The 26,368-nt window shown below is 64.5% G+C and carries 27 protein-coding genes and 2 pseudogenes; all 29 read right to left on the bottom strand.

Features of this window, described 5'->3' with window-relative positions:
* A partial coding sequence (trbL, locus tag X756_RS138720; protein ID WP_023731537.1) for a P-type conjugative transfer protein TrbL occupies positions 1-869 on the bottom strand: 869 nt, incomplete at its 3' end.
* A 1-nt stretch (position 870) separates the two neighbouring features.
* Positions 871-1,266 (bottom strand): putative entry exclusion protein TrbK-alt, encoded by a 396-nt coding sequence (gene trbK-alt, locus X756_RS138715; RefSeq protein WP_023731538.1) that lies wholly within the window; start codon positions 1,264-1,266, stop codon positions 871-873.
* Between the two features lie 10 nt (positions 1,267-1,276).
* Positions 1,277-2,035: a P-type conjugative transfer protein TrbJ gene (gene trbJ, locus X756_RS138710; protein WP_023731539.1), complete on the bottom strand. Its 759-nt coding sequence runs from the start codon at positions 2,033-2,035 to the stop codon at positions 1,277-1,279.
* Positions 2,032-4,508 (bottom strand): annotated as a pseudogene (trbE, locus tag X756_RS01000000166115) (conjugal transfer protein TrbE). The gene trbJ and the pseudogene trbE overlap by 4 nt, the downstream one beginning before the upstream one ends.
* Positions 4,509-4,521: 13 nt before the next feature.
* Complete coding sequence (locus X756_RS138705) at positions 4,522-4,788, bottom strand: VirB3 family type IV secretion system protein (RefSeq protein ID WP_245264589.1); 267 nt, start codon at positions 4,786-4,788, stop codon at positions 4,522-4,524.
* A gap of 29 nt (positions 4,789-4,817) precedes the next feature.
* Positions 4,818-5,111: a TrbC/VirB2 family protein gene (locus X756_RS138700; protein WP_081731038.1), complete on the bottom strand. Its 294-nt coding sequence runs from the start codon at positions 5,109-5,111 to the stop codon at positions 4,818-4,820.
* Between the two features lie 35 nt (positions 5,112-5,146).
* Entirely contained in the window at positions 5,147-6,163 is a 1,017-nt protein-coding gene (gene trbB / locus X756_RS138695) for a P-type conjugative transfer ATPase TrbB (RefSeq protein ID WP_023731544.1), read from the bottom strand.
* Positions 6,164-6,380: 217 nt separating this feature from the next.
* Positions 6,381-6,698, bottom strand: a complete 318-nt coding sequence (locus X756_RS138690) for a helix-turn-helix transcriptional regulator (protein WP_023707464.1) — start codon at positions 6,696-6,698, stop codon at positions 6,381-6,383.
* A complete protein-coding gene (locus tag X756_RS138685; RefSeq protein WP_023731545.1) occupies positions 6,695-7,069 on the bottom strand; it encodes a type II toxin-antitoxin system RelE/ParE family toxin in 375 nt (124 codons plus the stop codon). Before X756_RS138685 ends, X756_RS138690 begins: the two co-directional genes overlap by 4 nt.
* Before the next feature lie 83 nt (positions 7,070-7,152).
* Positions 7,153-7,608: a ribbon-helix-helix domain-containing protein gene (locus tag X756_RS138680; protein ID WP_023731546.1), complete on the bottom strand. Its 456-nt coding sequence runs from the start codon at positions 7,606-7,608 to the stop codon at positions 7,153-7,155.
* Between the two features lie 7 nt (positions 7,609-7,615).
* Complete coding sequence (locus X756_RS138675; RefSeq protein ID WP_023731547.1) at positions 7,616-9,601, bottom strand: conjugal transfer protein TraG; 1,986 nt, start codon at positions 9,599-9,601, stop codon at positions 7,616-7,618.
* 27 nt (positions 9,602-9,628) lie between these two features.
* Positions 9,629-11,368 (bottom strand): VirD2 family relaxase/mobilization nuclease, encoded by a 1,740-nt coding sequence (locus X756_RS138670; protein WP_023731548.1) that lies wholly within the window; start codon positions 11,366-11,368, stop codon positions 9,629-9,631.
* Positions 11,369-11,611: 243 nt separating this feature from the next.
* Complete coding sequence (locus X756_RS138665; RefSeq protein WP_023731549.1) at positions 11,612-12,406, bottom strand: lytic transglycosylase domain-containing protein; 795 nt, start codon at positions 12,404-12,406, stop codon at positions 11,612-11,614.
* A gap of 3 nt (positions 12,407-12,409) precedes the next feature.
* Positions 12,410-12,745, bottom strand: coding sequence for a DUF736 domain-containing protein (locus X756_RS138660; RefSeq protein WP_023731550.1), 336 nt, complete (start codon positions 12,743-12,745; stop codon positions 12,410-12,412).
* 15 nt (positions 12,746-12,760) lie between these two features.
* Positions 12,761-13,358, bottom strand: a pseudogene (locus tag X756_RS02450) (S26 family signal peptidase).
* Positions 13,355-13,876 carry a DUF2840 domain-containing protein gene (locus tag X756_RS138655; protein WP_023731552.1) on the bottom strand — a complete coding sequence of 174 codons (522 nt, stop codon included), beginning with the start codon at positions 13,874-13,876 and terminating at the stop codon, positions 13,355-13,357. Before X756_RS138655 ends, X756_RS02450 begins: the two are co-directional and overlap by 4 nt.
* Entirely contained in the window at positions 13,873-14,067 is a 195-nt protein-coding gene (locus X756_RS138650; RefSeq protein WP_023731553.1) for a hypothetical protein, read from the bottom strand. The genes X756_RS138655 and X756_RS138650 overlap by 4 nt, the downstream gene beginning before the upstream one ends.
* Positions 14,064-15,272 carry a replication initiator protein A gene (locus tag X756_RS138645; protein WP_023731554.1) on the bottom strand — a complete coding sequence of 403 codons (1,209 nt, stop codon included), beginning with the start codon at positions 15,270-15,272 and terminating at the stop codon, positions 14,064-14,066. Before X756_RS138645 ends, X756_RS138650 begins: the two co-directional genes overlap by 4 nt.
* 17 nt (positions 15,273-15,289) lie before the next feature.
* Entirely contained in the window at positions 15,290-15,571 is a 282-nt protein-coding gene (locus X756_RS138640) for a helix-turn-helix domain-containing protein (RefSeq protein WP_023731555.1), read from the bottom strand.
* Between the two features lie 140 nt (positions 15,572-15,711).
* On the bottom strand, positions 15,712-16,257 hold the full coding sequence (locus tag X756_RS0135550) for a DUF2285 domain-containing protein (RefSeq protein ID WP_348524282.1): 546 nt from the start codon (positions 16,255-16,257) through the stop codon (positions 15,712-15,714).
* Positions 16,229-16,477 (bottom strand): DUF6499 domain-containing protein, encoded by a 249-nt coding sequence (locus X756_RS1000000170140; RefSeq protein ID WP_081727466.1) that lies wholly within the window; start codon positions 16,475-16,477, stop codon positions 16,229-16,231. Before X756_RS1000000170140 ends, X756_RS0135550 begins: the two co-directional genes overlap by 29 nt.
* Positions 16,478-16,611: 134 nt before the next feature.
* Entirely contained in the window at positions 16,612-16,905 is a 294-nt protein-coding gene (locus X756_RS138635) for a DUF2285 domain-containing protein (protein ID WP_081726974.1), read from the bottom strand.
* 142 nt (positions 16,906-17,047) lie between these two features.
* Positions 17,048-17,374: a DUF736 domain-containing protein gene (locus tag X756_RS138630; RefSeq protein ID WP_023731557.1), complete on the bottom strand. Its 327-nt coding sequence runs from the start codon at positions 17,372-17,374 to the stop codon at positions 17,048-17,050.
* Between the two features lie 618 nt (positions 17,375-17,992).
* Positions 17,993-18,433 carry a hypothetical protein gene (locus X756_RS138625; protein ID WP_023731558.1) on the bottom strand — a complete coding sequence of 147 codons (441 nt, stop codon included), beginning with the start codon at positions 18,431-18,433 and terminating at the stop codon, positions 17,993-17,995.
* 135 nt (positions 18,434-18,568) lie between these two features.
* Positions 18,569-18,736 carry a hypothetical protein gene (locus X756_RS1000000169535; RefSeq protein WP_023731559.1) on the bottom strand — a complete coding sequence of 56 codons (168 nt, stop codon included), beginning with the start codon at positions 18,734-18,736 and terminating at the stop codon, positions 18,569-18,571.
* 553 nt (positions 18,737-19,289) lie between these two features.
* On the bottom strand, positions 19,290-20,216 hold the full coding sequence (locus tag X756_RS138620) for a DUF2493 domain-containing protein (RefSeq protein WP_023731561.1): 927 nt from the start codon (positions 20,214-20,216) through the stop codon (positions 19,290-19,292).
* A 339-nt stretch (positions 20,217-20,555) separates the two neighbouring features.
* Positions 20,556-21,593, bottom strand: coding sequence for a toprim domain-containing protein (locus tag X756_RS138615; RefSeq protein ID WP_023731562.1), 1,038 nt, complete (start codon positions 21,591-21,593; stop codon positions 20,556-20,558).
* Positions 21,590-25,918, bottom strand: coding sequence for a strawberry notch family protein (locus tag X756_RS138610; protein WP_023731563.1), 4,329 nt, complete (start codon positions 25,916-25,918; stop codon positions 21,590-21,592). Before X756_RS138610 ends, X756_RS138615 begins: the two co-directional genes overlap by 4 nt.
* Before the next feature lie 173 nt (positions 25,919-26,091).
* Complete coding sequence (locus X756_RS138605) at positions 26,092-26,358, bottom strand: DUF6117 family protein (protein ID WP_023731564.1); 267 nt, start codon at positions 26,356-26,358, stop codon at positions 26,092-26,094.
* Between the last annotated feature and the right edge of the window lie 10 nt (positions 26,359-26,368).

Genomic DNA, 26,368 nt, shown 5'->3' on the forward strand with positions numbered 1-26,368 from the left:
GCTGTGCCCACTGCTGCCATGCCGCCGGCGGCGAGCCCGGTGCCGACCGCCGCACCCGCGCCGAGCTGCGGGCCGCCGGAGACGAGACCGTTGGCGATACCAGGTCCAAATATGCCAAGGCCGAGCAGCGACAGCGCGGCCAGCACGATCGCCATGGCGTCGTCGATCGACGGCGTGGTCCCGCCGAATCCGGAAGTGAACTCGGAGAAAAGGGTTGAGCCGATGCCGATGATGACGGCGAGCACGAGCACCTTGATGCCGGACGAGATGACGTTGCCAAGCACCCGCTCGGCCATGAACGCGGATTTGCCGAACAGACCGAAGGGTATCAGCACGAAACCGGCGAGCGTCGTCAGCTTGAACTCGATCAGGGTGACGAAGAGCTGGATCGCCAGGATGAAGAAGGCCAGCAGCACCAGCGCCCAGGCGAAGAACATGCAGGCGATCTGGATGAAGTTCTCGAAGAAGGACCAATAGCCCATCATGTTCGAGATCGAGTCCAGCAACGGCCGGCCGGCATCGAGCCCGGTCTGCGCCACCTTGCCCGGGCGCATGAGATCGTTGACGGTAAAACCCGTACCCGAGGCCTTCAGGCCAAGCCCGGCGAAGCTTTCGAAGACGATGCGGGCGAGATTGTTCCAGTTGGAAATGAGGTAGGCGAAGACGCCGACGAAGAGCGTCTTCTTGACGAGGCGCGCCATGATGTCCTCGTCGGCACCCCAGGACCAGAAGAGCGCCGCCAGCGTCACGTCGATGACGATCAGAGTTGTGGCGATGAAGCCCACCTCGCCGCCGAGCAGGCCGAAGCCGCTGTCGATGTAGCGTGTGAAGACTTCGAGGAAATGGTCGATGACGCCCATGCCACCCATGTCAGCGCGGCTCCGGCCGAGGCGGCTCGACCTGCATCGCGGGAGCGGTCACATCCGTCCCCTCCCCTTCTTGCCGGTCGCCTGACGCGGGCACATTCGGAAACAGCGTTGTCGGCGCTACCGGCGCAGGCGCGGTTGCCGAGTCACGTTGACGGAGAAACCGGCGCCGGCTCTCTGCCCAGGCTTTCAGACAACCGGGATCGCGAGGACCGGCCTCGCCGATCCCGGAACAGCGGCGCAATTCGAACGCGAGCAGGTCTTGTGACGCGGTGGAACGGTCCCGTGTCCCAAGGGCGTCAGGCTCATCGTCCTTGCTGCTCATCTCGATCGCGGTCACTGTCAAAGCGACCGCGATGAAGACGACCGCACTGACACGAGCGAGGATCTTGCCATCCATCGCTCCGGCCTCAGTTCTTGCCATAGAACATCTGCGCACTGCCGGGTTGGTAGCCCGAGCCCTGCGTCAGGAAGCGGCGGCGCTGCTCCCGGCCCTGGTCGGCGGCGGTGGCCTGCTCGGCCGATTGCAACGCTTGCGCCCGACCATTCGCGGCGACGACAGCGGTGAGATCGGCAAGCTGCTGCGCCTGAAGCCCGAGGAGCTGGTTGCCGGCCTGTGTTGCCTGAAGCGCGCCCGTCGCACCCTGGCTTTGGCCGACCAGTGCCGACATCTCACTGCGATTGGTGTCAATGTTGCCGACGACGCCCGCCTGCACACGCATGGCATCCTGAAGGCCACCAACCGTGTTGCCCCAGCGCGAGCGCGCGTCGGCGACGAGTTGCTGATCCGAAGCCGATAGCGAGACGTTGCCGTATTTCTGCTGGAAGGCCTGATCGATCTGCCGCACGTCATAGGCAACGTTCTGCGCCTGACTGAGCAGTTGCTGCGTACGCTGCACGGACTGCTGAAGCTGTTCCAGCGAGGAGAACGGCAGGCTTGCGAGATTGCGCGCCTGGTTGATGAGCATCTGCGCCTGGTTCTGGAGCGAGGTGATCTGGTTGGTGATCTGTTCGAGCGAGCGCGCTGCCGTCAGGACGTTTTGCGAATAGTTCGAGGGATCGAAAACGATCAAGGCCTGTGCCGGTGTCGTCAGGAAAGGCGAGAGCGCGGCAGGAGCGACAAGCAGTGCGGCGGCGAACCGCATGCCAAGGGAACGGCGTTGTTTCATGGGGACTTCTCCTTGTTGGTGAGGGCGGGGCTGGTTAGGGCGGGGCTGGTTATGGCGGGAACGAGTTCAGCGGCCCAGCCGACGCCACGGTGGCTAAGCCAGGCTGCGAGGAATCCGTCGCGGCCGTGCTCGGCGAAGATGCGGGCGATCGCGGCCTGGTCGGTCTTCGAGGACACAGCGCAGAGCGCGAGCGCCACATCGGACAGACCGAGCTCGAACAGCCGGTTGCCGCGTCGGGACTGGCAGTAATAGTCGCGCTTTGGCATCGCCCGCGCGATGATCTCGATCTGCCGATCGTTGAGGCCGAATCGACGATAGATCGCCGTGATCTGCGGCTCGATTGCGCGCTCGTTTGGCAGCAGAAGCCGGGTCTGGCAGCTCTCGATGATCGCGGGCGCGATTGCCGAGCCGTCAATGTCGCTGAGCGACTGCGTGGCGAAGATGACGCTGGCGTTCTTCTTGCGCAGCGTCTTTAGCCATTCGCGGAGCTGGCCGGCAAAGCCCTCGTCGTCCAGCACAAGCCAGCCTTCGTCGATGATGAGAAGGGTTGGCGAGCCATCGAGCCGGTCCTCGATGCGATGGAAGAGATAGGACAGGACGGCGGGCGCGGCACCTGTTCCGATCAGCCCCTCGGTTTCGAATGCCTGGACCGACGCCGATCCGATATNCCGATATGCTCGTGCTCGGCATCGAGCAGGCGGCCATAGGGACCTCCGACGCAATAGGGGCGCAATGCCTGCTTGAGATCGTTTGATTGCAGCAGCACGACCAGGCCGGTGATGGTGCGCTCCTCGACAGGCGCGGACGCCAGAGAACTCAACGCCGTCCAGATATGCTCCTTGATCTCAGGCGTGATCGTTACATTCTCACGCGTCAGGATCGCCACGATCCAGTCGGCGGCCCAGGCGCGCTCGGGGACATCGTGAATGCGCGCGAACGGCTGAAGACTGACGCTATCGGACGCTCCATCGCTGAGATCGCCGCCGAGATCATGCCAGTCGCCGCCCATGGCGAGTGCCGCCGCGCGGATCGAACCGCCGAAATCGAAGGCGAAAACCTGCGAGCCTTCATACCGGCGGAATTGCAGCGCCATCAGTGCCAAGAGCACGGACTTGCCCGCGCCGGTCGGGCCGACGATCAGCGTATGGCCGACGTCACCGACGTGAAGCGAAAGCCGGAACGGGGTCGAGCCTTCGGTCTTGCCGAAGAGCAGAGGGGGCGCCGCAAAATGCTCGTCCCGCACAGCGCCCGCCCACACCGCTGAAAGCGGTATGATGTGGGCGAGATTGAGCGTGGAGATGGGAGGCTGTCGGACGTTGGCGTAGACATGACCCGGCAGGCTGCCGAGCAAGGCGTCGACGGCATTGATGGTTTCGATGATCGCCGTGAAATCGCGGCCCTGGATGACCTTTTCGACCAGGCGCAGTTTTTCGTCGGCGATGCCAGGATCATCGTCCCAAACAGTCACCGTCGCGGTGACATAAGCCATGCCCGCATAGTCGGCGCCGAGCTCCTGCAGCGCCATGTCGGCATCAGCGGCCTTGTTTGCGGCGTCGGTGTCCACGAGGACGGACGCTTCGTTGGTCATCACTTCCTTGAGGATCGCGGCGACCGACTTGCGCTTGGCGAACCATTGACGCCGGATCTTTGTCAGCAGCCTGGTGGCATCGGTCTTGTCGAGCAGGATCGCGCGTGTCGACCAGCGATACGGGAAGGCCAGCCGGTTCAGTTCGTCGAGCAGACCCGGCGTGGTCGCGGTCGGGAAACCCGTGAGCGTGAGAATGCGAAGATTCGACGCGCCAAGCCGCGGCTCAAGCCCGCCTGTCAGCGGCTGGTCGGCCAGCATGGCATCGAGATACATCGGCGTTTCGGGAACGCGGACACGGTGGCGATTGGTCGAGACGCAGCCATGCAGATAGGTCAGCGTCTCGGCGTCATCGAGCCACTGGCACTCCGGCATGAAGGCTTCGACAAGGCGCAGGACGCGGTCGCTGCGGTCAGCGAAGCCGGTCAGCACCGCATTAGGGTCCAGGCCCTTCCGCTCGCGCCCTTCGTAAAGCCAGCTTTCCGCGCGGGCGGTGTCTTCGGCGGGCGCAAGATAGGTGAGAGTCAGGAAGTAGCTGGACTCGAAATGCGCGCCGGCCTCCTCGAAGCCCGCCTTTCGCTCCGCATCGACCAGCGTGGAGGCCGCATCTGGAAAGCGGCTGTCGGGATAGCCGGTCGAGGCATGGCGCTGCGCCTCCACGAAGATCGCCCAGCCGGAGCCGAGGCGGCGAAGGGCATTGTTGAGCCGGCCGGCGACAGCGACAAGTTCGGCGGGGACGGCGCTGTCGAGATCGGGACCGCGAAAGCGCGCGGTCCGCTGGAAGCTGCCGTCCTTGTTGAGGATGATTCCGGCGCCGACCAATGCCACCCAGGGCAGGAAGTCAGCGAGCCGGCTGCTACGATTGCGATATTCGGCAAGATTCATCATCCGATGGCCCCCCTCAGACCGTGAGATGCGCCGGGATGCGCAGATGCCGGCGAACTACGTCGACGAAAAGCGGATCGCGCTTGGCGGCCCAGAGGGCGGCAACATGGCCGATCGCCCAGATGGCGATACCGACGAGCCACAGACGCAGCCCCAGCCCCACGGCGCCCGCGAGCGTCCCGTTCATGATGGCGATGGCGCGCGGGGCGCCGCCGAGCAGGATCGGCTCGGTCAGCGCGCGGTGCACGAGGACCGTATAACCCGGTACTGTATAATCCGGCATTGGGCCGCCCTGTTCGACAGCGCCCACCATCAGACCAGCGCTCCGCCGCCGAACGAGAAGAACGACAGGAAGAAGCTCGACGCCGCGAAAGCGATGGACAGGCCGAACACGATCTGGATGAGCCGGCGGAAGCCGCCCGACGTGTCGCCGAAGGCGAGCGTCAGGCCGGTGACGATGATGATGATCACCGCCATGATCTTGGCGACCGGGCCTTCGATCGACTGGAGGATCTGTTGCAGCGGCTGTTCCCACGGCATCGACGAGCCGGAGGCATAAGCGGGCGCGGCCATCACCAGGAAGAGCGTGCCAACGGAAACAGTCATGGCAAGACGATGGCGCCCGAGGCGCAGGCGTTGGATCACGGATTTTCTCCTTCAGGGCTTTGGATGACCAAGGTTGTGCTGTCGTCGCCCTCAAGGACAGCTGGCGCGACCCGGTAATCACCGTCCGGGCGCAGCCCATCGACACAAGCGAGTTCGGACAGCCGGCGCGCGGAGCCGCGGCCGGAAAGGACGGCCACCAGATCGATTGTTTCGGCGATCAGCGCCCGCGGGACCGTGACGACGGCTTCCTGGATGAGCTGTTCCATGCGGTGGAGCGCGCCAATGGCGCTGCCGGCGTGGATCGTCCCGAGGCCGCCGGGGTGGCCGGTCCCCCAGGCTTTGAGCAGCTCGAGAGCCTCGGCCCCGCGCACCTCGCCGACCGGAATGCGGTCGGGCCGCAGGCGCAGCGATGAGCGAACAAGATCAGATAGAGACGCGGCACCGTCTTTCGTGCGCATCGCCACGAGATTTGGCGCGGCGCATTGCAGTTCCCGCGTATCCTCAATGATGATGACGCGATCGGCGGTCTTTGCCACTTCAGCGAGCAGCGCGTTGATCAGCGTGGTCTTGCCCGTGGATGTGCCGCCTGCAACGAGGATGTTCGCGCGGTTGGCAACGCCCAACCGAAGTGTGTCCGCCTGGCACGGCGACATGATCCCGGCCGCGACATAGTCTTCGAGGGTGAAGATGGCGACGGCGGGCTTGCGGATCGCGAAGGCGGGCGCCGCGACGACGGGAGGAAGAAGCCCCTCGAACCTCTCCCCCGTCTCCGGCAGCTCGGCCGAGACACGTGGGGAGCCGGCATGGACTTCGGCACCGACATGATGAGCAACGAGGCGAACGATGCGTTCGCCGTCCGCCGCCGACAAACGCTCTCCGGTGTCGGATAAGCCCTCGGACAGGCGATCGATCCACAAACGCCCATCGGGGTTGAGCATCACTTCAACGACGCCCGCGTCGTCGAGATAGCTCGCGATCGCGGGTCCGAGCGCTGTGCGCAACATACGTGCGCCGCGCGCCAGACCTTCTGAATTGTGATGCGAAGCCGCCATCCTGTCCCCGTTTCGATCCGGGGGACATGGGCGCCCCCTGGACGGGGATGATTAAGAGAGCCACATCTCGAGTGGTTTCAACACCTATGTCGAGGCGTAGTGGCGTAGCGTGCAAATACAGGAGATTGGCGGTGCCGACCGGCAATCAAAGGCTGACGATCTTCAGGCAAGGGCGGCGCTCGCCGTCAATTGTGCGCTCGTCGGCAAAGCCGTCTGGTCAAGCGGCCTCAGCACGAGTTGACCGTCGAGGCTTATGGCGCACCACAACATCCACCTTGTAATCGAGCCGATCGAGGCAACGCACGAGGCGATCTATCGAGAACTTGCCCGTTCGCCCGGTGACGATGGCGGAGACATCCGGCTGTTTCATCCCGAGCAGTTCAGCCGACTTCGCCTGGGTCAGGCGCCGGCGCTTGATAATGGCGCGGATCTCGCGGGCCAGCTTGGCCTTGAGCAATTCCTCTTCGGGATTGTCAAAGCCAAGGTCCGCAAACACGTTGCCGCTGCTCACTTCGGCGGTGATGTCTTCTGTCATGACTTTGTTCCTTTCCCATAGTTTTCGCGGTAGTGCGCCTCGGCCGCCTTCAATCGCACTGTCACGAGATCGATTTCGTGCTTGGGTGTCTCCCTGCCCTTCTTCGACTTCTTCTGGAAGCAATGAAGCACGTAGATCACCCCGGCAAAGCGCACCGCATAGACGGCCCGGTAGGTATCTCCGTCGAAGTCGTCGATCACCTCGAGGATGCTGCGGCCCCCAAACCCTTTCAGGGCTTTGACAGCCGGGTGCTCCTCACCATTCTGGGCGTCGTTGATTGCGACACCCATCAACCGGCGAACATCGACCGGAAACTCGCGCAGGTCGCCCTTCGAGGATCCCATCCACACCGTGGGCTTTTGGTTTTTCATTCGCCTGCCTTATAGCATACAGACTATAATTTTCAACCAAGAATCCTGATCGAGGCTTGCAAAATCTCAGTCCTCCCGTCCATTTAGCCCACGGGCCTGCCGGGCTGGTGGGTGTCCAGGCCGCCATCGATGTCCTCGGAGATCTCCTGGCGAAGCTTTGGACCTTTTGCCAGGCGCCGGCCGAGCGCGGTGACAAAGGCATCATAGCGCTCGCCCGCCTTGGCATGGGCAGCCTGCCCCGCGGGCTCGGGCAACGCTGGTGTTGTCGCCAGCCAGAAGCGGACGAAAACGGCGAGCGTCTCCACCGCAATTCCAACATCGCGCTCCTGGCGTGCCATGCGGCGATCGAGCTGGTCGAGCCGCTTGGTGATCGCCGCCTCCTGTCGCTCGGCGGCATCGGGTGAGAGGAACGACTCGATGGCCGCCTCGGCGACGAGCGACCGTGAAAAATCTCGACGCGCCGCATGTTCGGCCAGCCTGCTCATGACCTTCGGATCGAGATAGACGGACAGGCGTTGTTTGCGGGGTGGCTTTACCATGGGAGCCTCACATATCCACGCCGTCGCCGGGGTCGAGCGACACCTGTCGCGCAATGCCTTGCATCAGACGCGTCAGCCGACGGTTGCGGGCAACCTCGTCCTCCACGTCGTCTATGCGATCGATCTCGAATTCGTTCTCGGTCGAAGGCTTCACGACCTGCTCGACACGACTGAGCTCGGGTTGCCGAAGACGCTCGGAATCAGTTGTGTCGTCATCCGTGGCCGACGGCGCCGACGTGGCTTCAGCAATCTGCGGACGGGAAGGCAGAGGCAGTTTCGTCCAGTCGTCGGGCCTCCCCTCCTCCGCCGCCGCCGTCAGCACCGGCGGCGGCAGGATACGTTCCTGGAAGCGAGCATCCTCATGATAGCGCGCCTTTTTGGCGCGGATAGGCGGCGCACCCGAAACCATGACGATCTCGTCGGTGGACGGCAGTTGCATCACTTCTCCAGGCGTGAGCAGCGGCCGAGCCGTCTCGGAGCGGGAGACCATGAGATGACCGAGCCACGGCGACAGCCGGTGGCCGGCATAGTTCCTCATGGCCCTCATCTCGGTCGCTGTTCCCAGCGCGTCGGACACCCGCTTGGCGGTGCGCTCATCGTTAGTGGCAAAGCTCACCCGGACATGGCAGTTGTCGAGGATTGAATTGTTGGCGCCGTACGCCCTCTCGATCTGATTGAGGGATTGAGCGATGAGGAAGCTTTTCAGCCCGTAGCCGGCCATGAAGGCGAGCGCCGACTCGAAGAAGTCGAGGCGGCCAAGCGCCGGGAACTCGTCGAGCATCAGGAGCAGCCGGTGCCCTTTCGCCCTCACCTGCAGATCTTCAGTCAAGCGGCGGCCGATCTGGTTGAGGATCAGGCGAATGAGCGGCTTGGTCCGGCTGATGTCGGACGGCGGCACGACGAGGTAGAGCGTCGTCGGATGCTCGTCGTCGATAAGGTCGCTGATGCGCCAGTCGCAGCGGCGCGTGACCTCTGCCACGACAGGATCGCGATAGAGGCCAAGAAACGACATGGCGGTGGACAGCACGCCGGAGCGTTCGTTGTCTGATTTGTTCAAGAGTTCCCGCGCGGCGTTGGCGATGACCGGGTGCGGACCGCCCTCACCCAGATGGGCTGTTTTCATCATCGCGGACAGCGTCGATTCGATCGGACGCTTCGGATCGGAGAGGAAACCGGCAACGCCGGCAAGCGTCTTGTCCTTCTCGGCGTAGAGGACGTGCAAGATTGCGCCGACCAGAAGGGCGTGGCTGGTTTTCTCCCAATGGTTTCGCCGCTCGAGCGAGCCTTCGGGATCGACCAGGATGTCAGCGATGTTTTGAACGTCGCGGACTTCCCATTCGCCGCGGCGCACCTCGAGCAGCGGGTTGTAGGATGAGGATTTCGGATTGGTCGGATCAAACAGCAGGACCCGGCCATGCCTGGCGCGAAAACCCGCGGTGAGTTGCCAGTTTTCGCCCTTGATGTCGTGAACGACGGCGGAGCTCGGCCAGGTCAGCAGCGACGGGACGACGAGGCCGACACCCTTGCCCGAACGTGTGGGCGCGAAGCACAGCACATGCTCCGGCCCATCGTGGCGCAGATAGGCGCTGTCATATCGTCCAAGCACCACACCATCGGGGCCGAGAAGGCCCGTTGCCTTGACCTCCTGCTTGTCGGCCCAGCGGGCGGAGCCGTAGGTCTCGACCTTCTTGGCCTCTCGAGCCCGCCAGACCGACATGCCGATGGCGACGGCGACGCAGGCGAAACCGCCGAAAGCCGCGATAAAGGCTCCCTCTACGAAGATCGACGGCGCGTAGGCATCGAAGCCATACCACCACCAGAAGAATGACGGCGGAAGGTAAAACGGAAAGCCCAGGACACGGAACCATGGCCTGCCGAGCTCGGGCTGGAATGCCAGGCGCCAGGCTACCCATTGCGTCGCGCTCCAGGTAGTGATCAGAACGATCATCAAGACCGCGAGGATCTGGCCCCAGAGTATCTTGGTGGCGGACATAGAAGCGGTCCTTTCTTCACAACGAGGTTAGAGACCGAGGCTCCGCTTGCGGGCGAAGCTCCAGTCGATGCCGCCGTCATCGCGAGCGACGCCCGAGACGTGGCGGCCAAGATGCTTTTCGAGAGACGGCGTCCAGGGCACCAGTTGGAAACCGAGGCCGTCATCCATCATGGCGAAGCGGCCGGAGGCGAGCGTGAAACGGTGCCGGTAGGAACCGGCCACAAACTCACCACTGCGAACGCGGTTGAACGGCTGGCCGGTTTCGGCCGAGAGCTTTTCGCCGAGCGCCTCCAACTCGCGGCGACGCAGCGTGTCTATTAGGTTGCGGGTGAAGGTTGTGCGTTGGCCATGCCGCTCGCCGAGGCCCTGTTGGACGAGGTGGTCGGCACGGAGCTGCATCGCCTGCCGCACCTCGGCGCCGAAGCCGCCTTCCGACAACGCAATCGGTTCGCAGGCGGTGTTCTGGCGATCGAGCCAGGTGGCGCCGGCGGCGGTAACCTGCCGCTCAATATCGAGATCGGAACGGACAGCGAGCGCCACGCGACCATGTCCCTGCGCGTCACTGAACTTGCGCAGCTCGACGATCGAACCCGGAGCGCTGTCGCCGGCGGCATCGAGATCGGACAGCTTGATGTGATGTGTGCGGCCGTCGGTGCCATCGACCACGGCGTAGGCGCTGCCCTTCAGCTCATCATCAAGGCCGCGGTCGACCAGCCGACCGACGATAGGCGAGTCAAGGCGCTCCGCCGCCAGCACATAGTTCGCCGCGCCGCGCTCGATGCCCTGTTCTGTCAAGGCGCGATGCATACGCTTGATGATGTCGCCGCGCTCACCAAGCTCGCGCAGCGTCTCCTCGGCCTTTTCGCCGATCATCCATTGGCCTGGGCCGACCTGTTCGGCAAGGCCAAGGGTTTCGAGCTTGCGCACCCGCCCGACCTTCAGCACGTGATACTCATCGGGCTGAGCGTTCGCCGGGGACGCAAGATTGACAACGCCTGTGTCGCGGCCATCGCGAACAAGCTGCCGATCAAGTTGGGTCCAGCGTTCGGCTTCGACCTGGCGCTCCAGATTGCGATGGATGTCGACATCGGTGCGCGGGCCGAGCTCCTGCGTAACAAGGTCGGCGGCGCGGGCGCGCATCCCCTCCTTGATGTAATCGCGGGAGATCACAAGATCCTGCCCATCATCAGTCTGGCCGCGCAAAATGATATGAAGGTGCGGATTGTCGGTGTTCCAGTGATCGACGCCGGCCCAATCGAGCTTCGTGCCGAGGTCCTTTTCCATTTGGCCCATCAGATCGCGGGCGAAGGATTTGAGATCCGCCATTTCGACGGCATCTTCCGGCGAGACGATGAAGCGGAAGTGGTGCCGACCATCGCTGCACCGCTCGGCAAAAGCACCGTCATCCACCTCCCCGACTTTCGGCCCGAACAGCCTTGCCTTCTCCCCGTCACGGGTGACGCCCTCGCGGCGCAGATAGCTGAGATGGGCGGCAAGCGGCGCGGCGCGCGCGTGATGTCGCACCAGCCGTGTCTTGATGATCACGGTGCGCGAGCGGCCGGTGAGGAGACGATTGGCGCGCACGCTCGCCGAGCGGCCACGCCCGAAGGTCGAGCGATTACCCGGACGGATCCGGCCGGAGCGAGAGATACGGGCGCCCGCCTTCTGGGCGGCGGCAAGCGCCTGCGCGATGAAGGGCCTGGCGCGCTGGGTGCCCGATGAGCGGATGCGGCCGGGCCGGATTCGGAATCCATCCTCACCGTTCATGACGAAGATCCGCACATCGTGTCAAAACACGGAAATCACAGGTAAATGGGTGTTCCGCCGAGGTGCGCGAAACCTTCGCACCTCGCGGAAATGCTGCATAACCTATTGAAACAACACAACCGACCGACGCCGCACCTCGCGGCCTTTTATCTCGCCATCTTCCGGTTGTTCTGCCCACCTTCCGCCTCCATCCACGCCACGGTGCGCGGGAGCATGCGGTTGCGCGAAAACGCCCATGCGCGCTCATGGCTGGATCCTGTCGCCGGCTCGCGCCACGAAGAGGTCTTCGGACAGCGGCACGATGGCGGAGATATCGCGCACGATGGCGGAGATATCGCGCACGGTGGGTGCAGAGCTCGCGTCATTTGGTGGTCGCTCGGCCGGCACGAGAGCGACAGCCTGTATGCGATCCGGCTGACCGACGAAGAGCGAGCCGTGCTTCCACGGAATGGCCTCGACAGACGTGACTGCGAAAGGGCGCATACCCTCGCTTTCACCCATCAGGGGGGCAAGTGCTGCGACATAGGCGCGGGTCTCGGCCGGTAACGGCCGTCCGGTAAGGTAGGCTTCGTAGCGTGCAGGTCCCGCATTGTAGGCGGCCAGAAACCCCGGTGAGCCGAAGCGATCGTGCAGTTCGCGCAGGTACGCCGTTCCTGCCATGATATTGTCGCGAGGATCGAACGGATCGCGGCCGAGCGACCAGCGGGCGCGCAGGTAATCCCATGTACCCGGCATGATCTGCATCAAGCCGCGGGCACCCGCGCTGGAGACGGCGCGCACATCGCCCGCACTCTCCTTGCGCATGATGGCGCGTATCAACGCGGTCGGAACGCCGAAGCGGTGCGAGGCTTCGCTGATTTGCGTGCCGAAAGGATCGCGCTGCGACGATCGTGTGAGAGGTGTTTCCTGCGCCAAGGTCGCCGCCGGCATGACGGTCGCAACGGACAGGCCGCAAAGGAGGAGCAGAGCCATGCGCCGGGCAGCGCGAAGCGGCCCGGGCGCACCGCGATGGCTCGTCGACGGACGGCGAGCGCGCATCGTTCAATCCTTCCCGCTGCGGTCGCGCGGGCGCGCCCAGTGCAGCGACCAGGACGTTTTGTCGTCGCCATTGCGAAAGAGGTTCGCGCGTATCGGCTGCGCGAAGGTCGGGTCGTCGAGCTGGATCGAGACATAGTCTCCGGCCTTTTCGCTGGAGCGTTTCCAGCCGGCACCAATCTCGGGGCCGTCCTCGTTTCCGGCGTGAATGCGGTAGTCAGGCGCATTCTCCGTTTCGCTCGCCTCTGCCGCCACAATGGCGATATCCAGGTTGAGGCTGAGCGTGTGGATGCGCCCGTTATAGCCAGTCTTCTGGCGCGTGAATTCTCCGATCTGCTGCATGTCAGGCTCCTGTTTTCAGTTGTGCGGTGGTGGGCTGGCGGCCCGACACGCGCCGCCGGTCGCGCGCTCACCGCATTGGCGCGCGCCTTCGAAGCGGCCGTTGCCGCCCTCGTCCGTCCACAGTGGGACGGCGCGGCCGATGATCTGGCTGGTGGCGAGGAGGCCGAAGTAGCGTNCCATCGAGACTGTCGCGGACCTGCCAGTTCATCAGGAAGACTTCGCCGCTCGCGATGCGGCGGCAGCCCTGCCAGACCGGCAGGTCACGGCCGGCCCGATCACGCTCGAGCGCCGCGCCCGCCTCGATACCGTCGACGGTGATGGTGAGGTTCGAGCGACAGACTCGTTGCCCGGAAACGCCAAGGATGCGCTTCAAGAGTGGCACGCCCCTCGGCAGATAGCCGCGATCGGCGAGGAACGCCGCGAGTGGCTCGGGGGCGTCGACGGCGACAAGATCGGTGACCTCGAACGGTCCGTGAAAGTCGATCGTATAGAAGCCGATCGGTGCGCTGGCTGACGCATTCCAGATGAGCTTCGTGGGCGTCGAAGTGAGGCCGGGATAGCCGACGCCCATGGTTGCGACAACGCTGGCGAGGATGATCCCGGCGCGCGTCACGGCTCGGTCCTCTTGCGCAGCAGGAAGGCGCGATGTTGGTCGAGTGTGTAGCTGCGCGGCTCGTGGCCTGCGGTTATCCGGTTGTGGATGTGCCGCCAATGATCGGGCGACACCAACTCAGGCTCGATGTCGAGGCGCTGGATGGCGTCGATCGCCTGCAGCACGCGTTCGACCTTGGGCCAGCTCTCGACCTTCAGAAGGATGTCGCCGCCAGGCCGCACGAAGGGCAGTGTCTGATAGGCTTCGCCACGTGATACCGCACGCACGATATCGATGCGTGAGATGATCGTTCCGAAGTCGTTCGCGGCCCACCGCACGAAGGCGAAGACCGCGCCGGGACGATAGGACAGGATGCGCCGGCGACGATCAACAATCTGTTCGTGGGCGGGCGTGCCGAACCGTATCCAGTTCTCGATCCTCTTCTCGACCCAGGTCAGTTCGACATGGACGAGATTATCGGCAGCGTGGTCCGTGGCCGGGAATGCGCCGCGCATGCGGGGAGCCGCGGTGCCAGTCATTTCGGTTCTCCTGATGCAGTGGGAAATGCGCGCGCGAGCCTCGCGGGCAGCGTGTTGGCGACGAGGAGGTCGTGCTCGAAAGCGGCGATGCGTGCGCGCTCCTGAGTCGTCATGTCGGTGGTCGGGCGCACGACGAAGGTCGCGAACTGATTTCCCTTGCAGGTCAATTCACCGGCGAGAAGCAGCGTCAAAGTTGCCTTGCCGACACGGCTCTTTTGATTGCGGAGTGCGGCGATCGTCGGGTGGCTTTCGAGCGCGGATCAAGAGGCGGATTCGGGGCGTCAGAGACGCTGGTTGCCGTGTTGCGACCGCCAGAAACCGTCGACGTTTGGGGGGTGTTGTTGGTGGTTACGCTGAGTGCGTGGCTGGCTCGCCGGACGAGCCTCTGCACATCGCGCGCGCGCTCTTCAGAGTTAGAGTCGGGGTTAGAGTCTAAGTTAAGGGCGCGATTTCGGCTTTGCTTTCTAAGGGTTAGGCCCCGTTTGGGTTCCTGATAGCACGAGCCTGCGGTTCCCGATGGCACGATAGTTCCGGTTCCGGATAGCACGATGCCGCCCACAGGCTTTCCACAGAAGCCGATCCGCTCGAAAGCGAGCAGCGTCCGGCCGCCCATCTCCACTTCGAGGAAGAGCGTGTAGCCGGGCAGCGGCTGGCGGCGGATGATGTCGCGTAGCTCGAAGGCAAAGCGCTTGTGGGGTGACAGGCTGCCGGATTTCTGGTGCAGGTGACGGAAGTCGAAGCGCCAGCCGTCGGGCTGGCGTCCGCCATGCTTGCGCACCAGCCGATAGAGCCAGCGCTCCAGCCCGCCAGTGAGGTCGAAATAGGCGCGATCGATCGTCAGCACGAGCGCGTCATCGAGGACTGCCTGGTAGAACCAGTCGGGGACGATCAACTCGATCCCCGCGGGTTTGCCATGGCGATCGATGCGCTCCTGCCACTCATTGATCCATGAGAAGCGGTGACGCCGGCCTTCGGCGGGCTGACGAATCGTCGTCGAGACGGTGGTCGACTGCAGCCGGTCAAGCCCCGCCTTCAGGCGCTGATAGTCGCGCAGGCTCTTGCCGCGGCCAACGAAGGTCAGAATCTCATAGGGCGTGGCGGCCATCAGACGCGAGGTGCGAAGGCCCGCGTCGCGCGCCTCGACGATCTGGCTTGCGGCCCAGATCAGGATGTCGGCGTCCCAGATGGTCGCCATGCCATGATCGGGTACGGCTTCGACCCGGATCGTGACGTTGCCGGCCGTGAAGTCGATTGGCGCGACGCGATGGGTCTTGGAGAGGGAGAAGAACGGATAGGCCATGAGATCCTGCGCATCTCGTGGGGCGAAGTCGCCAGGCAGCGCCCTGAACAGGTCAAGCTGCCCGCGCTCCGAAAGGGATTGGTTTCGCGTCGCCATTTGGAATCCGCGCGCGATCAGCGTGTGTATCGTCCGCCGTGCGTCTGCGGCGTCGGCATGTGACGCTTGGCCGGCAGGACCGACCCACGAGGGTCGGATGTTGAGGTGACAGCGCCGCGTTCGGCCCAAGCCTGAAGATCGTCGACGGCATAGACGACACGGCCGCCGAGCTTGCGGTAGGAAGGGCCAGTGCCATAGGTACGGTGCTTTTCGAGCGTGCGGGCGGACAGGCTGAGGAAATCCGCGGCTTCCTTGGTGCGCAGGAAGCGCGGCGGCAAAACGGCGATATCGGGTCGCATGGGTCGAACCTCCGTGGGGTTTTGGGCAACCGCTGGCGTTCAGCGGTGGGCGGAGACCACGGTGGCGGAGAATGGGCTTCGCAAGGGATGGGGAAGTTGAGGGGGGCTAAAACTCCACCCCCTTTGCGCGGCCAGACCCGCTAGGATCGACGGCGATGACGCAGGATTTGCAAATAGCCGCCGCCGATCATGGCGGTGGCGCCTTCGACCAGGCCGATCACCGCATCGCGCAGCGCGGAGGTCTTCCAGGGATCGGCGGCGACGCGCTTAGACCCGTAAAGCGCGATCGCAATGTCGCGGTAGCTCGCGCCATTCGAGTGGCCGTCAGCGGCCTGCATCATCAGTCGAAAGCGGCGGCGCTGCTGCGGGGTCATCCGCGTGTCCGAAGGTGGGGGGCGCCCCTGCAAGGAACGCCAGAAACGGGCGAGTGCTTCGATCCGTCCCAACGTCTCTGCATCCAGGGGGATCAGCGCCGCCAAAGGACCGTGCGGCTCACTACCGGGCAGAAGCAAAAGTTGAGTGGCGACACCTGCACTATGGACAGTGTGACGTCCTTCCGGGCTGTCGTGGAGCACGCCCGGGCCGGTCAACGGCGTCGATCGCAAGGAAGACAGAAATTCCGGCGCCGGCACGAGAGAAACCACAGCTGGATCGACGTCAGGCGACCAGAAAACGTCTTGCGCCAAGGCGGACAAATCCGGCCTGGCCGGGAAATCGTAACCCCCACTGCCGCTGTGCCTCAGGGGGGAACGGTGCTTTTTCGGCTCTTGTGGTCAGGAGCGCTTGGTAGTGCCGTTGATAGGGTTCGTGACGCCGCAGACACTCCCAGGCGAGCCCCTCGATGGGTAATGTATCGAAATAGTCGTAACTGTCATTGTCTCGCCAATGCGACGTATCCGGCCTCATCCAAGAGCTCCTCGCAAACAACGCGTAAACCCCGCCTCCGAACGATTCCGTGTTGTAGCGATTGGCGGAAGACTCTTGCTGGGCATCGGGTGATGCCGCTTCGGCATCACCCGCGAACCACAGGTGCTGTGGTGCTAGCTGCCGGGTCGACGCAAGAGATGACGGTAGCCTGCACGCGCCATCCAGCGCGCTCGCGCCAGATGGCTGTCGTGGATGCGCCGGGCGCGTTGTGGCTCCTTCGTCAGATCAATGCCGAAGAGGATTTCGACCACCTCGCGCCAGTCCGCACCGTCGTCGGCGGCGTCAAGCAGGCGCATATAGAGCTTGACGTGGTCCCGATCGTATTCGGTGAGTTCGTCACTGGTCGGCGCGGTTTCGTCAAACGGCTCGATCATCGCTTGCCTCCTCTTCACAGAGTGAGCCTGCATTTTATAGAAGCAATTTTGCCAGCGGAGGATGGTTGATCAGCATCGGGCGATGCGGTTTCGGCATCGCTCTCAGCTTGGGAGAACCGAACCGGACGTCCGCGGAAGAAGGCCCCGGCCTTCCGGCCGGGGCCTGCGCGGGTCCTTAGTCACCCCGCCGTGCGTTCGGGCGGGACCAGATGAGCGAGAAACCCTCACCTTCCTCGTCGTCGAAGAGGTTGGCGTAGATCGGGGCGTTGAAGCTCGGATCGTCGAGCTTGAGACCCAGGTAGTCGCGGCCCTCGTTGGAGGTCTTCGACCATGCGGCACCGATCTCGGCGCGGCCGACCAGCACCCGGTGGCTGGGAGCGTTCTCGCCAGTGGCGCGTGTGTCTGGGACGATGCGCACGTTCTTGGCCTGGACGCTGAGGGTGACGATTTCACCGGTGAACTCGTTCGAGGCGGACTTCTTGAAGGTGCCGATGGTAGCCATTGTAAGTCTCCATTTTCTGATCCCGAGCCCGCACCATGCGGCCTCGATGGCGATCACTTGGCCGGAGGCGAGCGACGACGCATCGCTTGCGACCGGAGCAACGCGGAGGACGGCGCAGGAACGACTTTCTTGTCTCGCGAGGAATGGCGGTGCTCGGGGTCCCCATGCCCTTGCGGCATGGGGTGGGAGCCGGCAGGGGAAGAAAGTAGAGACGCGCCGTTGCGGCCTAGGCGGTCGAGGCTTCAGCCGTCCTTCGGCCAGATCAGCCCATTGAAGAGGCGGTTTGGAGCGCTCTTGGGACAGATTGGCAACGGCGACGTTGGCGAACAACGAGCCTCCAGCAGATCGTTGCGAGTTCACTGGCGTCGTCCACGCATTCCAAACGCCGGGAACCCCACGCACCTCCAGCGCGGCAGTCACCGGCCGCGCTGCCGTCCTGCCACCGATTGGTCGGCCTGCCATGCGGCATCGACCGAAAAATGTCCAAGTCCACAGACGGGGCCGCGCCGGCACGTGGCCGTTGCTCGATCCATGGCATGCATCCCGAGTGCTCCAACCACCGAGGACAAGGAGGCCAAGCCTTCATCGCTCTGGTCCACCCGCCTCGCTCGCGCGGGTTTAAGCTCGAACCATGTCCCTACCGGATTGGTCGGCGGCGGCCATGCCCGCGACCCGCAGATATGCCGTGACGCCGACGGCGATCGCGCCAATGACGGAAAAGACGACCTGCCAGACTTCCGAAGGCATCATGTGATTCGCGATGCCATGAGTGGTATGGTATCCGGCAACGATCGCGGGAGCGACGAAGACCATCGCGATCGCCAGCTTTGCCCACATTGGCCTGATAACGCAGAGGAGGATTTGGCCGACGCCGAGTGTCAACCCGGCTGCGAGGATGCCGACAAGGATCGCGCCAAGCCAGCCGGTACCGGTGTTGAATGCCCATGTACTTGCGTTGACGCCGACGACCAAAGGGAGGGCGACGATAGCAAGCGTGAAGAGCAACCAGCACAAGATGCCGATGGCCGCGATGCAAAGGAGAATGCCGAGGATGATCATGGTGGTGTCTCCGAGAGAATGACTCTGGTGATTGCGCCTTCCACCACCACCTGGCGCAGTGCACAGCATAGCAAGGGAAAAGCGCGGGCGAAACCCGCCGGTGTTCTTGCATCGCCAAGCGCGATGTCCGCCCCGTCATGGGGTGAATGGGTCAATTTCGCCGATGATGGCTGTGTCGTCGCCGTCATACTCGTTAGCCGGGACGACCGAGAGAGTGCCGTCGCCAGCACGAAAGATGACGATGGTGACCATGAGAGTGGCGGCGAGGCTGAAGGCGAAGGCATGTGCGTCGGCGAAGGACATCGATCCGGCTCCTGTTTGAAGCGGAGGACCCTCCCCCGCTGACAGGCGCCCGATGTGTTCGGCCGATGGCCGCAATCACCGCGAAGGTGAAGCCGGAGCGGCGGCACGCTTCGCGTAGTCCGACCCCTTGCGGGTTGATGGCGTCAGGCCGTCGGCCGGACCAAGGATCAGCGCAATGGATCGCGGGTGTGGTCATCTTCAAGTCAGGAGCAGCGGGCGTTGTTGGCGCGACGCCCGTGCTACAGGAGAGCCTGAGCAAGCTGTCGCGCGATGTGGCGGGCGTCGAGCGAGAAACCGGGCGGCCATGATCGCGATGGGTCCCGTTGGAAGCCGCCACGCTGAAAATGAGGATGAAGCTGGGCGATGACGCTGTGCACTCGCGGTGGCAGGCCCAATCCAGCTCGTTCGGCGTAAAGAGCCGCTTTGCCGAGATCGTGCCCGAAATGGCGGCGGTTCCAAGGATCGCCGGTCGCAACTCTGAGAAGATGTAGACTTCAGGAGCAATTCAATGGCGATGGCGATGGCGTGAAGGACCGCATTGATGCGGCGGCGCTTATGCGCCGCCGTTGCCTAGCCGATAGACCGGGATACCGAGCTTGCGAGCCTTGTCCGCCAGGTTCTCCTGAATGCCGGTGCCCGGAAAGACGATGACGCCGATCGGCATGACCGCCAACATCTGGTCGTTGCGCTTGAAGGGAGCGGCCTTGGCATGTTTGCTCCAGTCGGGCTTGAAGGCGACCTGCTGCACCTTGCGATGATCGGCCCAGCGGGCGGCGATCTTTTCGGCGCCTTTCGGTGATCCGCCGTGCATCAGCACCATGTCGGGGTGCTTGGCGCGGATTTGGTCGAGCTTTGCCCAGATCAGCTCGTGATCGGCCGTATCGCCGCCGGAGAAGGCGATCTTGGGGCCGGCGGGTAACATGATTTCGGTTTCCGCGCGCCGCTTGGCAGTGAGGAAGTCGCGGCTATCGATCAATGCGGCGGTGAGATGGTGGTGGTTGACCATCGACCCCGTGCGCGGTCGCCAGGCCGAGCCGGTGTGCTGATCGTAGTGATCGGCGGCCTGGTCACGCATGAGCTCGAAGGCGTCGCGCCGTTCGATCATGGTCTGGCCCTGGGCGGTGAGTGTCTCGAGTTCAACCGCCTTGATCTCGCTGCCGTCCTGTTCGCGCTGCAGGCGGCGCTGGGCCTGCTCGTTGTCGTCCAGTTGCCGCTCGATCCGTTGTACAGCTCGGTGGAAGACATTGGTGACGGACCAGAGGAGGTCATCGAGGTCGGGTTCGAGGCGCGTGTCGCTCAGGGTGGCGATGAGGGCGTCAAAGATGTCGGCGACGGCTCCGGCCGCGTGGTCGCCACCAGGGAGCGGTCGCGGATCGGGCTCGTCGGCAAATGGGCGCCAGCCATAGAGCTGGAGTTCGGTGAGGATGTGATCGGTCGGAGAAGCGGCGTGGTGCGGTTCGGTGTCGTCGTGCTCGCTCATGGGGATGCTCCCGTCGGTTTGACCGCGACCCTCGCGGCCTTCATGGCGACGAGAGCCCACGGGCGGGACGGTCCGACACCCGCAGCGTAGCGGAGGGCCGGAGCGTAGCGGAGGATGGCGGCGGCCGGCTATTTTGCCTCGCGATGGAAAGGCGTCGCGACCAATCGCTGCCATTCGCGAGCAGTCGCGCGCCGCGGAAAATAGTCGGCCGCCGCCATTGCCTGGCCGGCCCGATTGTGGGCCGATCGCCCTCTCGAAGGCCGGGTCGCGGTTCCCTACCGGCGGGCTCCCATCCATGCGATGCGGCCACACCGTGCGCCGCGCGCTTCCCTTCCCGCCTCACGCCGCCCGTGTCAGATAGCGGATGCGATCCCTGCGCATGAGCTGGTCCGCAATCGAGGCGCGGAAGGTGGCAAGTCCGAAATGGCGGAGATCTTCGTTAAAATCCTCCATGAACGGCGAAAGAACGATCGCCTCGATCCCGGCGTCGATCGCGCGCTCGAGCAGGCTGTCGCGGGCACCGTCACCGGCCGGATCTTTGTCGCGGATGACATAGAGCCGCTGCAGGTTCGGCGGGAACAGGATGGCGGCGAGATGAGCCGCCGAGAGAGCCGCCGCCATCGCCATGTCGGGCAAGGCGCATCTGAGCGACAGCGTCGTCTCGATGCCTTCGCCTGCCGCCATGACGCTGCCAGGTACGCCGAAGCGGACGGCGTGACCGAGGAGGTTACCCATTGCCCGACGCGGCGTGTCGACGAGTGCCTTGCCGGCGCCGTCCGGTGCGAGCCAGGTGCGGTGCGCGCCGGTCAGATGTCCATCGAGATCGGTGACAGCAGCGATCATCGCCGGCAAGGTCCTGGTCGGTCCATGATCGTCTGGCCGGTAGTAGCAGTGTGGATGGAACTGCAAGGCTGTGGTTCCGTGCAAAGTCGTAATGCTACGTCCACGCAAATACGTTTCCACGAGGGTGCCGATAATGGGCTTCGACATGGCGACCAGTCGGCGAGCCGCTTCCGGAGAGCCAATGGGGACCTGCGTGATCGGCTCGGCCGGTCGGGGTGGCATGGCATCTGGCATAGCGAGAAACACGCGCGCCTCGTCGGCGACGTCCCGGAAATTGACCAGTCCGAGGGATTCGCGGATGACATCAAGCAGGTCGCCATGCTCGCCGGTAGCGGCGTCGGTCCATTTGCCTGGAGGTCCCTTCGGGGATGGCTGCAGACGCACGAACATCGAGCGGCCCGGCGCATTGCGGACGTCGCCGACAGTCCAATAGTTGCCCTGGCGACGGCCATTGGAGAGGTAGTGGCGGCACACCGCCTCGGCATATGCGCCGAGGCGGTGTGCCAGGTCGCATGCAGCGTGACGCGGACTCATGCAGCCTCCCGCTCACTGACCCGATCGATTGGGAAGTGGTCGAGCACGCGCTCCAGCACGGCGAGCCCGTTGGCGTCGATCGGCACGAACATCCTGAGCTTCCACGAAATGATCTCGTGGAAGAGACCGTACGCGGTGAGGCGCTCGCGCATCGCGTCGGTGAAGCCGGACAATTCGATGCGCCATGCGCCCATGACGCGGCTGCGGCGAAGCTGGAGATCCTCGGCAAGATCGAGGATGGTCCGGCCGTCCATCAGAACCGCAAACGCCTGCTCCGGCGACAGCAGCACCACGTTCGTCGCAGAGGCCTTGGCGGCCCATGCCGGCGAGACGCGGCGGCCGATGAGGCGCTCGCCCTCGTCGGTCTGAAGTCGACAAACGCGGGTCGACTCGTTGGGCAGGCGCTTCCAGATCGGTAGCAGCAGGCCGGTGACCATGTGCAAGACCGAGTCCGAAAACTCCGGCACCCCGGCGATTTCGGCCGTCCAGGCAGATATGAACGCCTCGCGGTCGGCCTCGATCCAGCGTGTTTCGCCCATAGCCTTGAGCGGCATGTTCTGGCCTTCCATCGGCCGGATCAGGCGGACACGTCGCTCGACCTCGCCATCGTCGAGCATGACGCTGGGGGTCGGGATCTGCACGGCGGCGCGGCCCGATTGCTCGTTGATGAGCAGTAAGGCACGCGGATCGCGGAGATGAACGAGCGCCGCATTGAGCGTGACGGGCCGATTGCGCTTGCGTTCGGTGATCGTGAGCAGGCGGCTTTCGGCGCCAGTGCGCGGATGGGTGTAGATCACCTGCCGATCGGTGACGACGAAGTTTTCGGCCTGCAGCGTCTCCAGCCCGGCGTCGTAGGTGCCTGACGCGATCGCGCCCTCGATGCGCGCCGCCAGCAGTTGCTCGAAGGCACCGAACAGCACGCCCTGCAGCGCAATGGTCAGTGCGAGCAGGCGATTGAGGAAGGTGGTGATCGGCGGCAACTCGTCCTTGATGCCATTGGCATCCATCAGCTTGAGACCCGTCGCCGCCTCGAAACGGTCGAGCGAGCAGCCCTCGACCTTGCCGCGTACGATCAGCAGATAGAGTTGCCGTAGCGCATCGCGGGCATGGTGGCTTTCCAGATTGTCCTCTGGCCGGAACAGGCCCTGGCCGCCGGTCTGGCGCTGGCCGCGCGTGATTGCGCCTAGCGTATCGAGCCTTCGCGCGATCGTCGAGAGGAAGCGCTTTTCCGCCTTCACATTGGTCGAGATCGGCCGGAAGAGCGGCGGCTGCGCCTGATTGGTGCGATGCGTGCGGCCCAGGCCCTGAATGGCGGTGTCGGCTTTCCAGCCGGCTTCGAGCAGATAATGCACACGCAGCCGCGTGTTCCGGGCCGACAGTTCGGCGTGGTAGCTCCTCCCCGTTCCGCCCGCGTCCGAAAAAACCAGAACGCGCTTCTGGTCATCCATGAAGGCCTGCGTCTCGGCGAGGTTGGCTGACCCGGCACGGTTTTCAACGACAAGGCGCTCGCCCTTCCGGACAATGCGGCGCGAGCGACCGGTGACCTCGGCCACGATGTCCACCCCGAAATGCTGGACGATCTGGTCGAGCGCGCCGGGGACAGGCGTCAAGCTGGCGAGTTTGGCGATCAACTCGTCGCGCCGGGCGACCGCCTCGCGGCTCTCGACGGGCTGGCCATCGCGGTAGACCGGGCGCGACGACAGATTGCCCTCGCTGTCGGTGTACGGCTCGTAGAGCTGCACGGGGAAGGAATGGGCTAGGTAGTCAAGGACATATTCGCGGGGCGTGATGTCGACGCGAACGTCGTTCCATTCCTCGGTCGGGAGTTCGGCCAGCCGCCGTTCCATGAGCGCCTCGCCCGTCGAGACGATCTGGACAACGGCCGCATGGCCCTCCTCCAGATCGTGGGTGATGGAGCGGACCAGGGTCGGTGTCTTCATGCTGGTCAACAAATGACCGAAGAAGCGCTGCTTGGCGCTTTCAAAGGCGCTGCGCGCGGCCGACTTGGCCTGGGCATTGAGCGTACCGGTGCTGCCGGTGATGTTGGCCGCCTGCATCGCCGCATCGAGATTGTTATGGATGACGCCGAAGGCCCCAGCGTACGCGTCATAGATGCGGACCTGTTCGGGCGTCAGCTCATGCTCGAGCAGTTCGTATTCGACGCCGTTGAAAGAGAGGGAGCGGGCGGTGTAGAGGCCGAGTGCCCTGAGGTCGCGTGCCAGCACTTCCATCGCCGCCACGCCGCCGGCCTCGATCGCCTCGACGAACTCGGCGCGGGTCGAGAATGGAAAATGCTCGCCGCCCCAGAGGCCGAGCCGCTGGGCATAAGCGAGATTGTGGACGGTGGTCGCGCCAGTCGCCGATACATAGACGATGCGGGCGTTCGGCAGGGCGTGCTGTAGCCTCAGGCCGGCACGGCCTTGATGGGAGGGAGCGGCGTCGCCGCGTTCGCCCTTGCCGCCACCGGCGTTTTGCATGGCGTGCGCCTCGTCGAAAATGATGACCCCATCGAAATCCGGACCCAACCATTCGACGATTTGTTTGACCCGCGAAACCTTCTCGCCGCGATCGTCGGAGCGTAGCGTGGCATAGGTGGTGAACAGGATGCCTTCCGCCAGCGTGACCGGCCTGCCCTGCGGGAAGCGGGAGAGCGGGGTGACCAGCAAGCGCTCCATGCCGAGCGCGGACCAGTCGCGCCGCGCATCCTCGATCAGCTTGTCGGACTTGGAGATCCAGACCGCCTTACGACGGCCCTGCATCCAATTGTCTAGGATTACGGCGGCGGATTCCCGGCCTTTGCCCACCCCAGTGCCGTCGCCGATCATGAAGCCTTGCCGGAAGCGCACGGCCCCCGCCGCGTCATCGGCCGCGGCGCTAACCATGTCAAAGGCCTCGTCGAGCGTCCAGGCGCCGGCGAGATACTCGGCGTGAGCCTCGCCCGCATAGATGACGGTCTCGAGCTGCGCGTCCGAGAGCAGGTCAAGGACGTTCTTCGGTAGGCGCGGCCGGTAGCCCGGCTTGGGTGGCGCTACCGAGGCCATGGCCGCCGATTGAACGAGCTTGGTGGGGTGAGCCCGCGAGCCGGGAATGCGGATCGCCTGAAGCCCGTAGGCCTCATAGATGGCGTCGCTGATCTTGCCGTTCTCGGCGGCCTGCCAGTCGACAGCCTCATAGGCGAGGTCGATAGCTTCCGGTTCGGCGATCGACATGCGTGGCGTGGTACTCGCCGAGCGTGTGAGATAGCCGTGCACTTTGCGGGCCGCGGCGACCGCCGATGTCGCGCTGGGAAGGGCGGCCATCACGACCGGCGGCCGCGCGGGAAGGCGCTCCTCAATCCACGTGAGGAGCGTTGCCGCATCCGGAGCGATGCCGGGAGCATCCGGGAAGAGCGAGGGATCGTCCGCCGGCACCCTGTCGATGACGGTGAGGCGCGTCGGGAAGGTCGTGCCGTGCTTGGCATAGACCGAGCCATCGATGGCGGCGGAGAAGACCATGCGACCACGCTCCTGCAGGCGAGTGAAGGCGGCGGTCCAGGTCGGATGGTCGGGCGCGAAGTTCGCACCGGTGATCGTCACCAGCCGCCCGCCGGGCGCAAGGCGCGACAGCGCCGAGGCGATGTGCCGCCAGGCCGCGTCGGCCATGCGGCCCTCGACATTGGCCATGACCGAAAAGGGCGGGTTCATCAGCACCACGCTCGGCACGGCGCCGGGATCGAGATGGTCGTCGATTTGGGCGGCGTCGAAGCGGCTGGCGGAGACGCCCGGAAAGAGACACGAGAGAAGTGCCGCGCGCGTCTCGGCAAGCTCGTTGAGGATGAGCGAGGCGCCGGCTATCTCGGCCAGGATGGCGAGCAGCCCGGTGCCGGCGGAAGGCTCCAGCACACGGTCGCCGGGCGTGATGGCGGCGGCCGTTGCGGCGACCAGGCCGAGCGGAATCGGCGTCGAGAACTGCTGGAAGGTCTGTGCTTCTTCGGACCGGCGCGTATGCGTCGGCATCAGCCCTGCGATCTTCGACAAAGCGGACAGCCGTGCAGCCGGAGATTCGGCTTTGCGGGAGAGCGCCTTTCCGTACTTGCGGAGGAAAAGGACCGTTGCGGCCTCGCAGGCATCGTAGGCCTGCTTCCAGTCCCAGGCGCCGGCGGCGTCGGAGGCGCCGAATGCGGCTTCCATCGCCGAGCGGAGCTTTGTCGCGTCGATGCACTCGCCGCGTTCGAGACGGGGAAGCAGCAGGCCGGCGGCGGCGAAGATAGCGCCGGCAGCACGGGTTTGGGCGAGCGGGAGCGGCGCGGCGGTTGGAACCGCCGCGGCGGGCGAGATCATGTACATGGTGTGAACCTCGGGAGAGCGGGGACAGGACCGAGCCGCGCGGCGCTCTCTCTGGACCGCACGGTTTCCAAACCCATCCCGGCCCGCCTCTCCCTCTCAGGTCCCGCCGAAGCTAAAATGAAACAAGCGCCCCGCCATGAGGTTGAGCGCTTGCCGGTATCAACCGATCTCGATCATATTCCGCCGTCAGGCTCCGACTTCTGTAGCAAACCTTTGGCGTCGTCGGGATCGGGCGGCAGGTAGGCATCATAGGGATTGCCGTCGGCAAGATGACCGAACGGGGTGAACACGTAGTCCGCGCCCTCCCGCCCGACCGCGCAGATTACATAACGCCGCTGCCCGGTCGCCGCGTCGGCGCATTCCATCAACGCGAGGTTGCCGTCGCTGGCGGCACGAAGCAGCGTCTGGAAGTTGCTGCGGGCATGGTCGGGAATGCTCATGGCAAGTCCT

The sequence above is a fragment of the Mesorhizobium sp. LNJC405B00 genome (assembly GCF_000502615.1).
Taxonomy (GTDB): domain Bacteria; phylum Pseudomonadota; class Alphaproteobacteria; order Rhizobiales; family Rhizobiaceae; genus Mesorhizobium.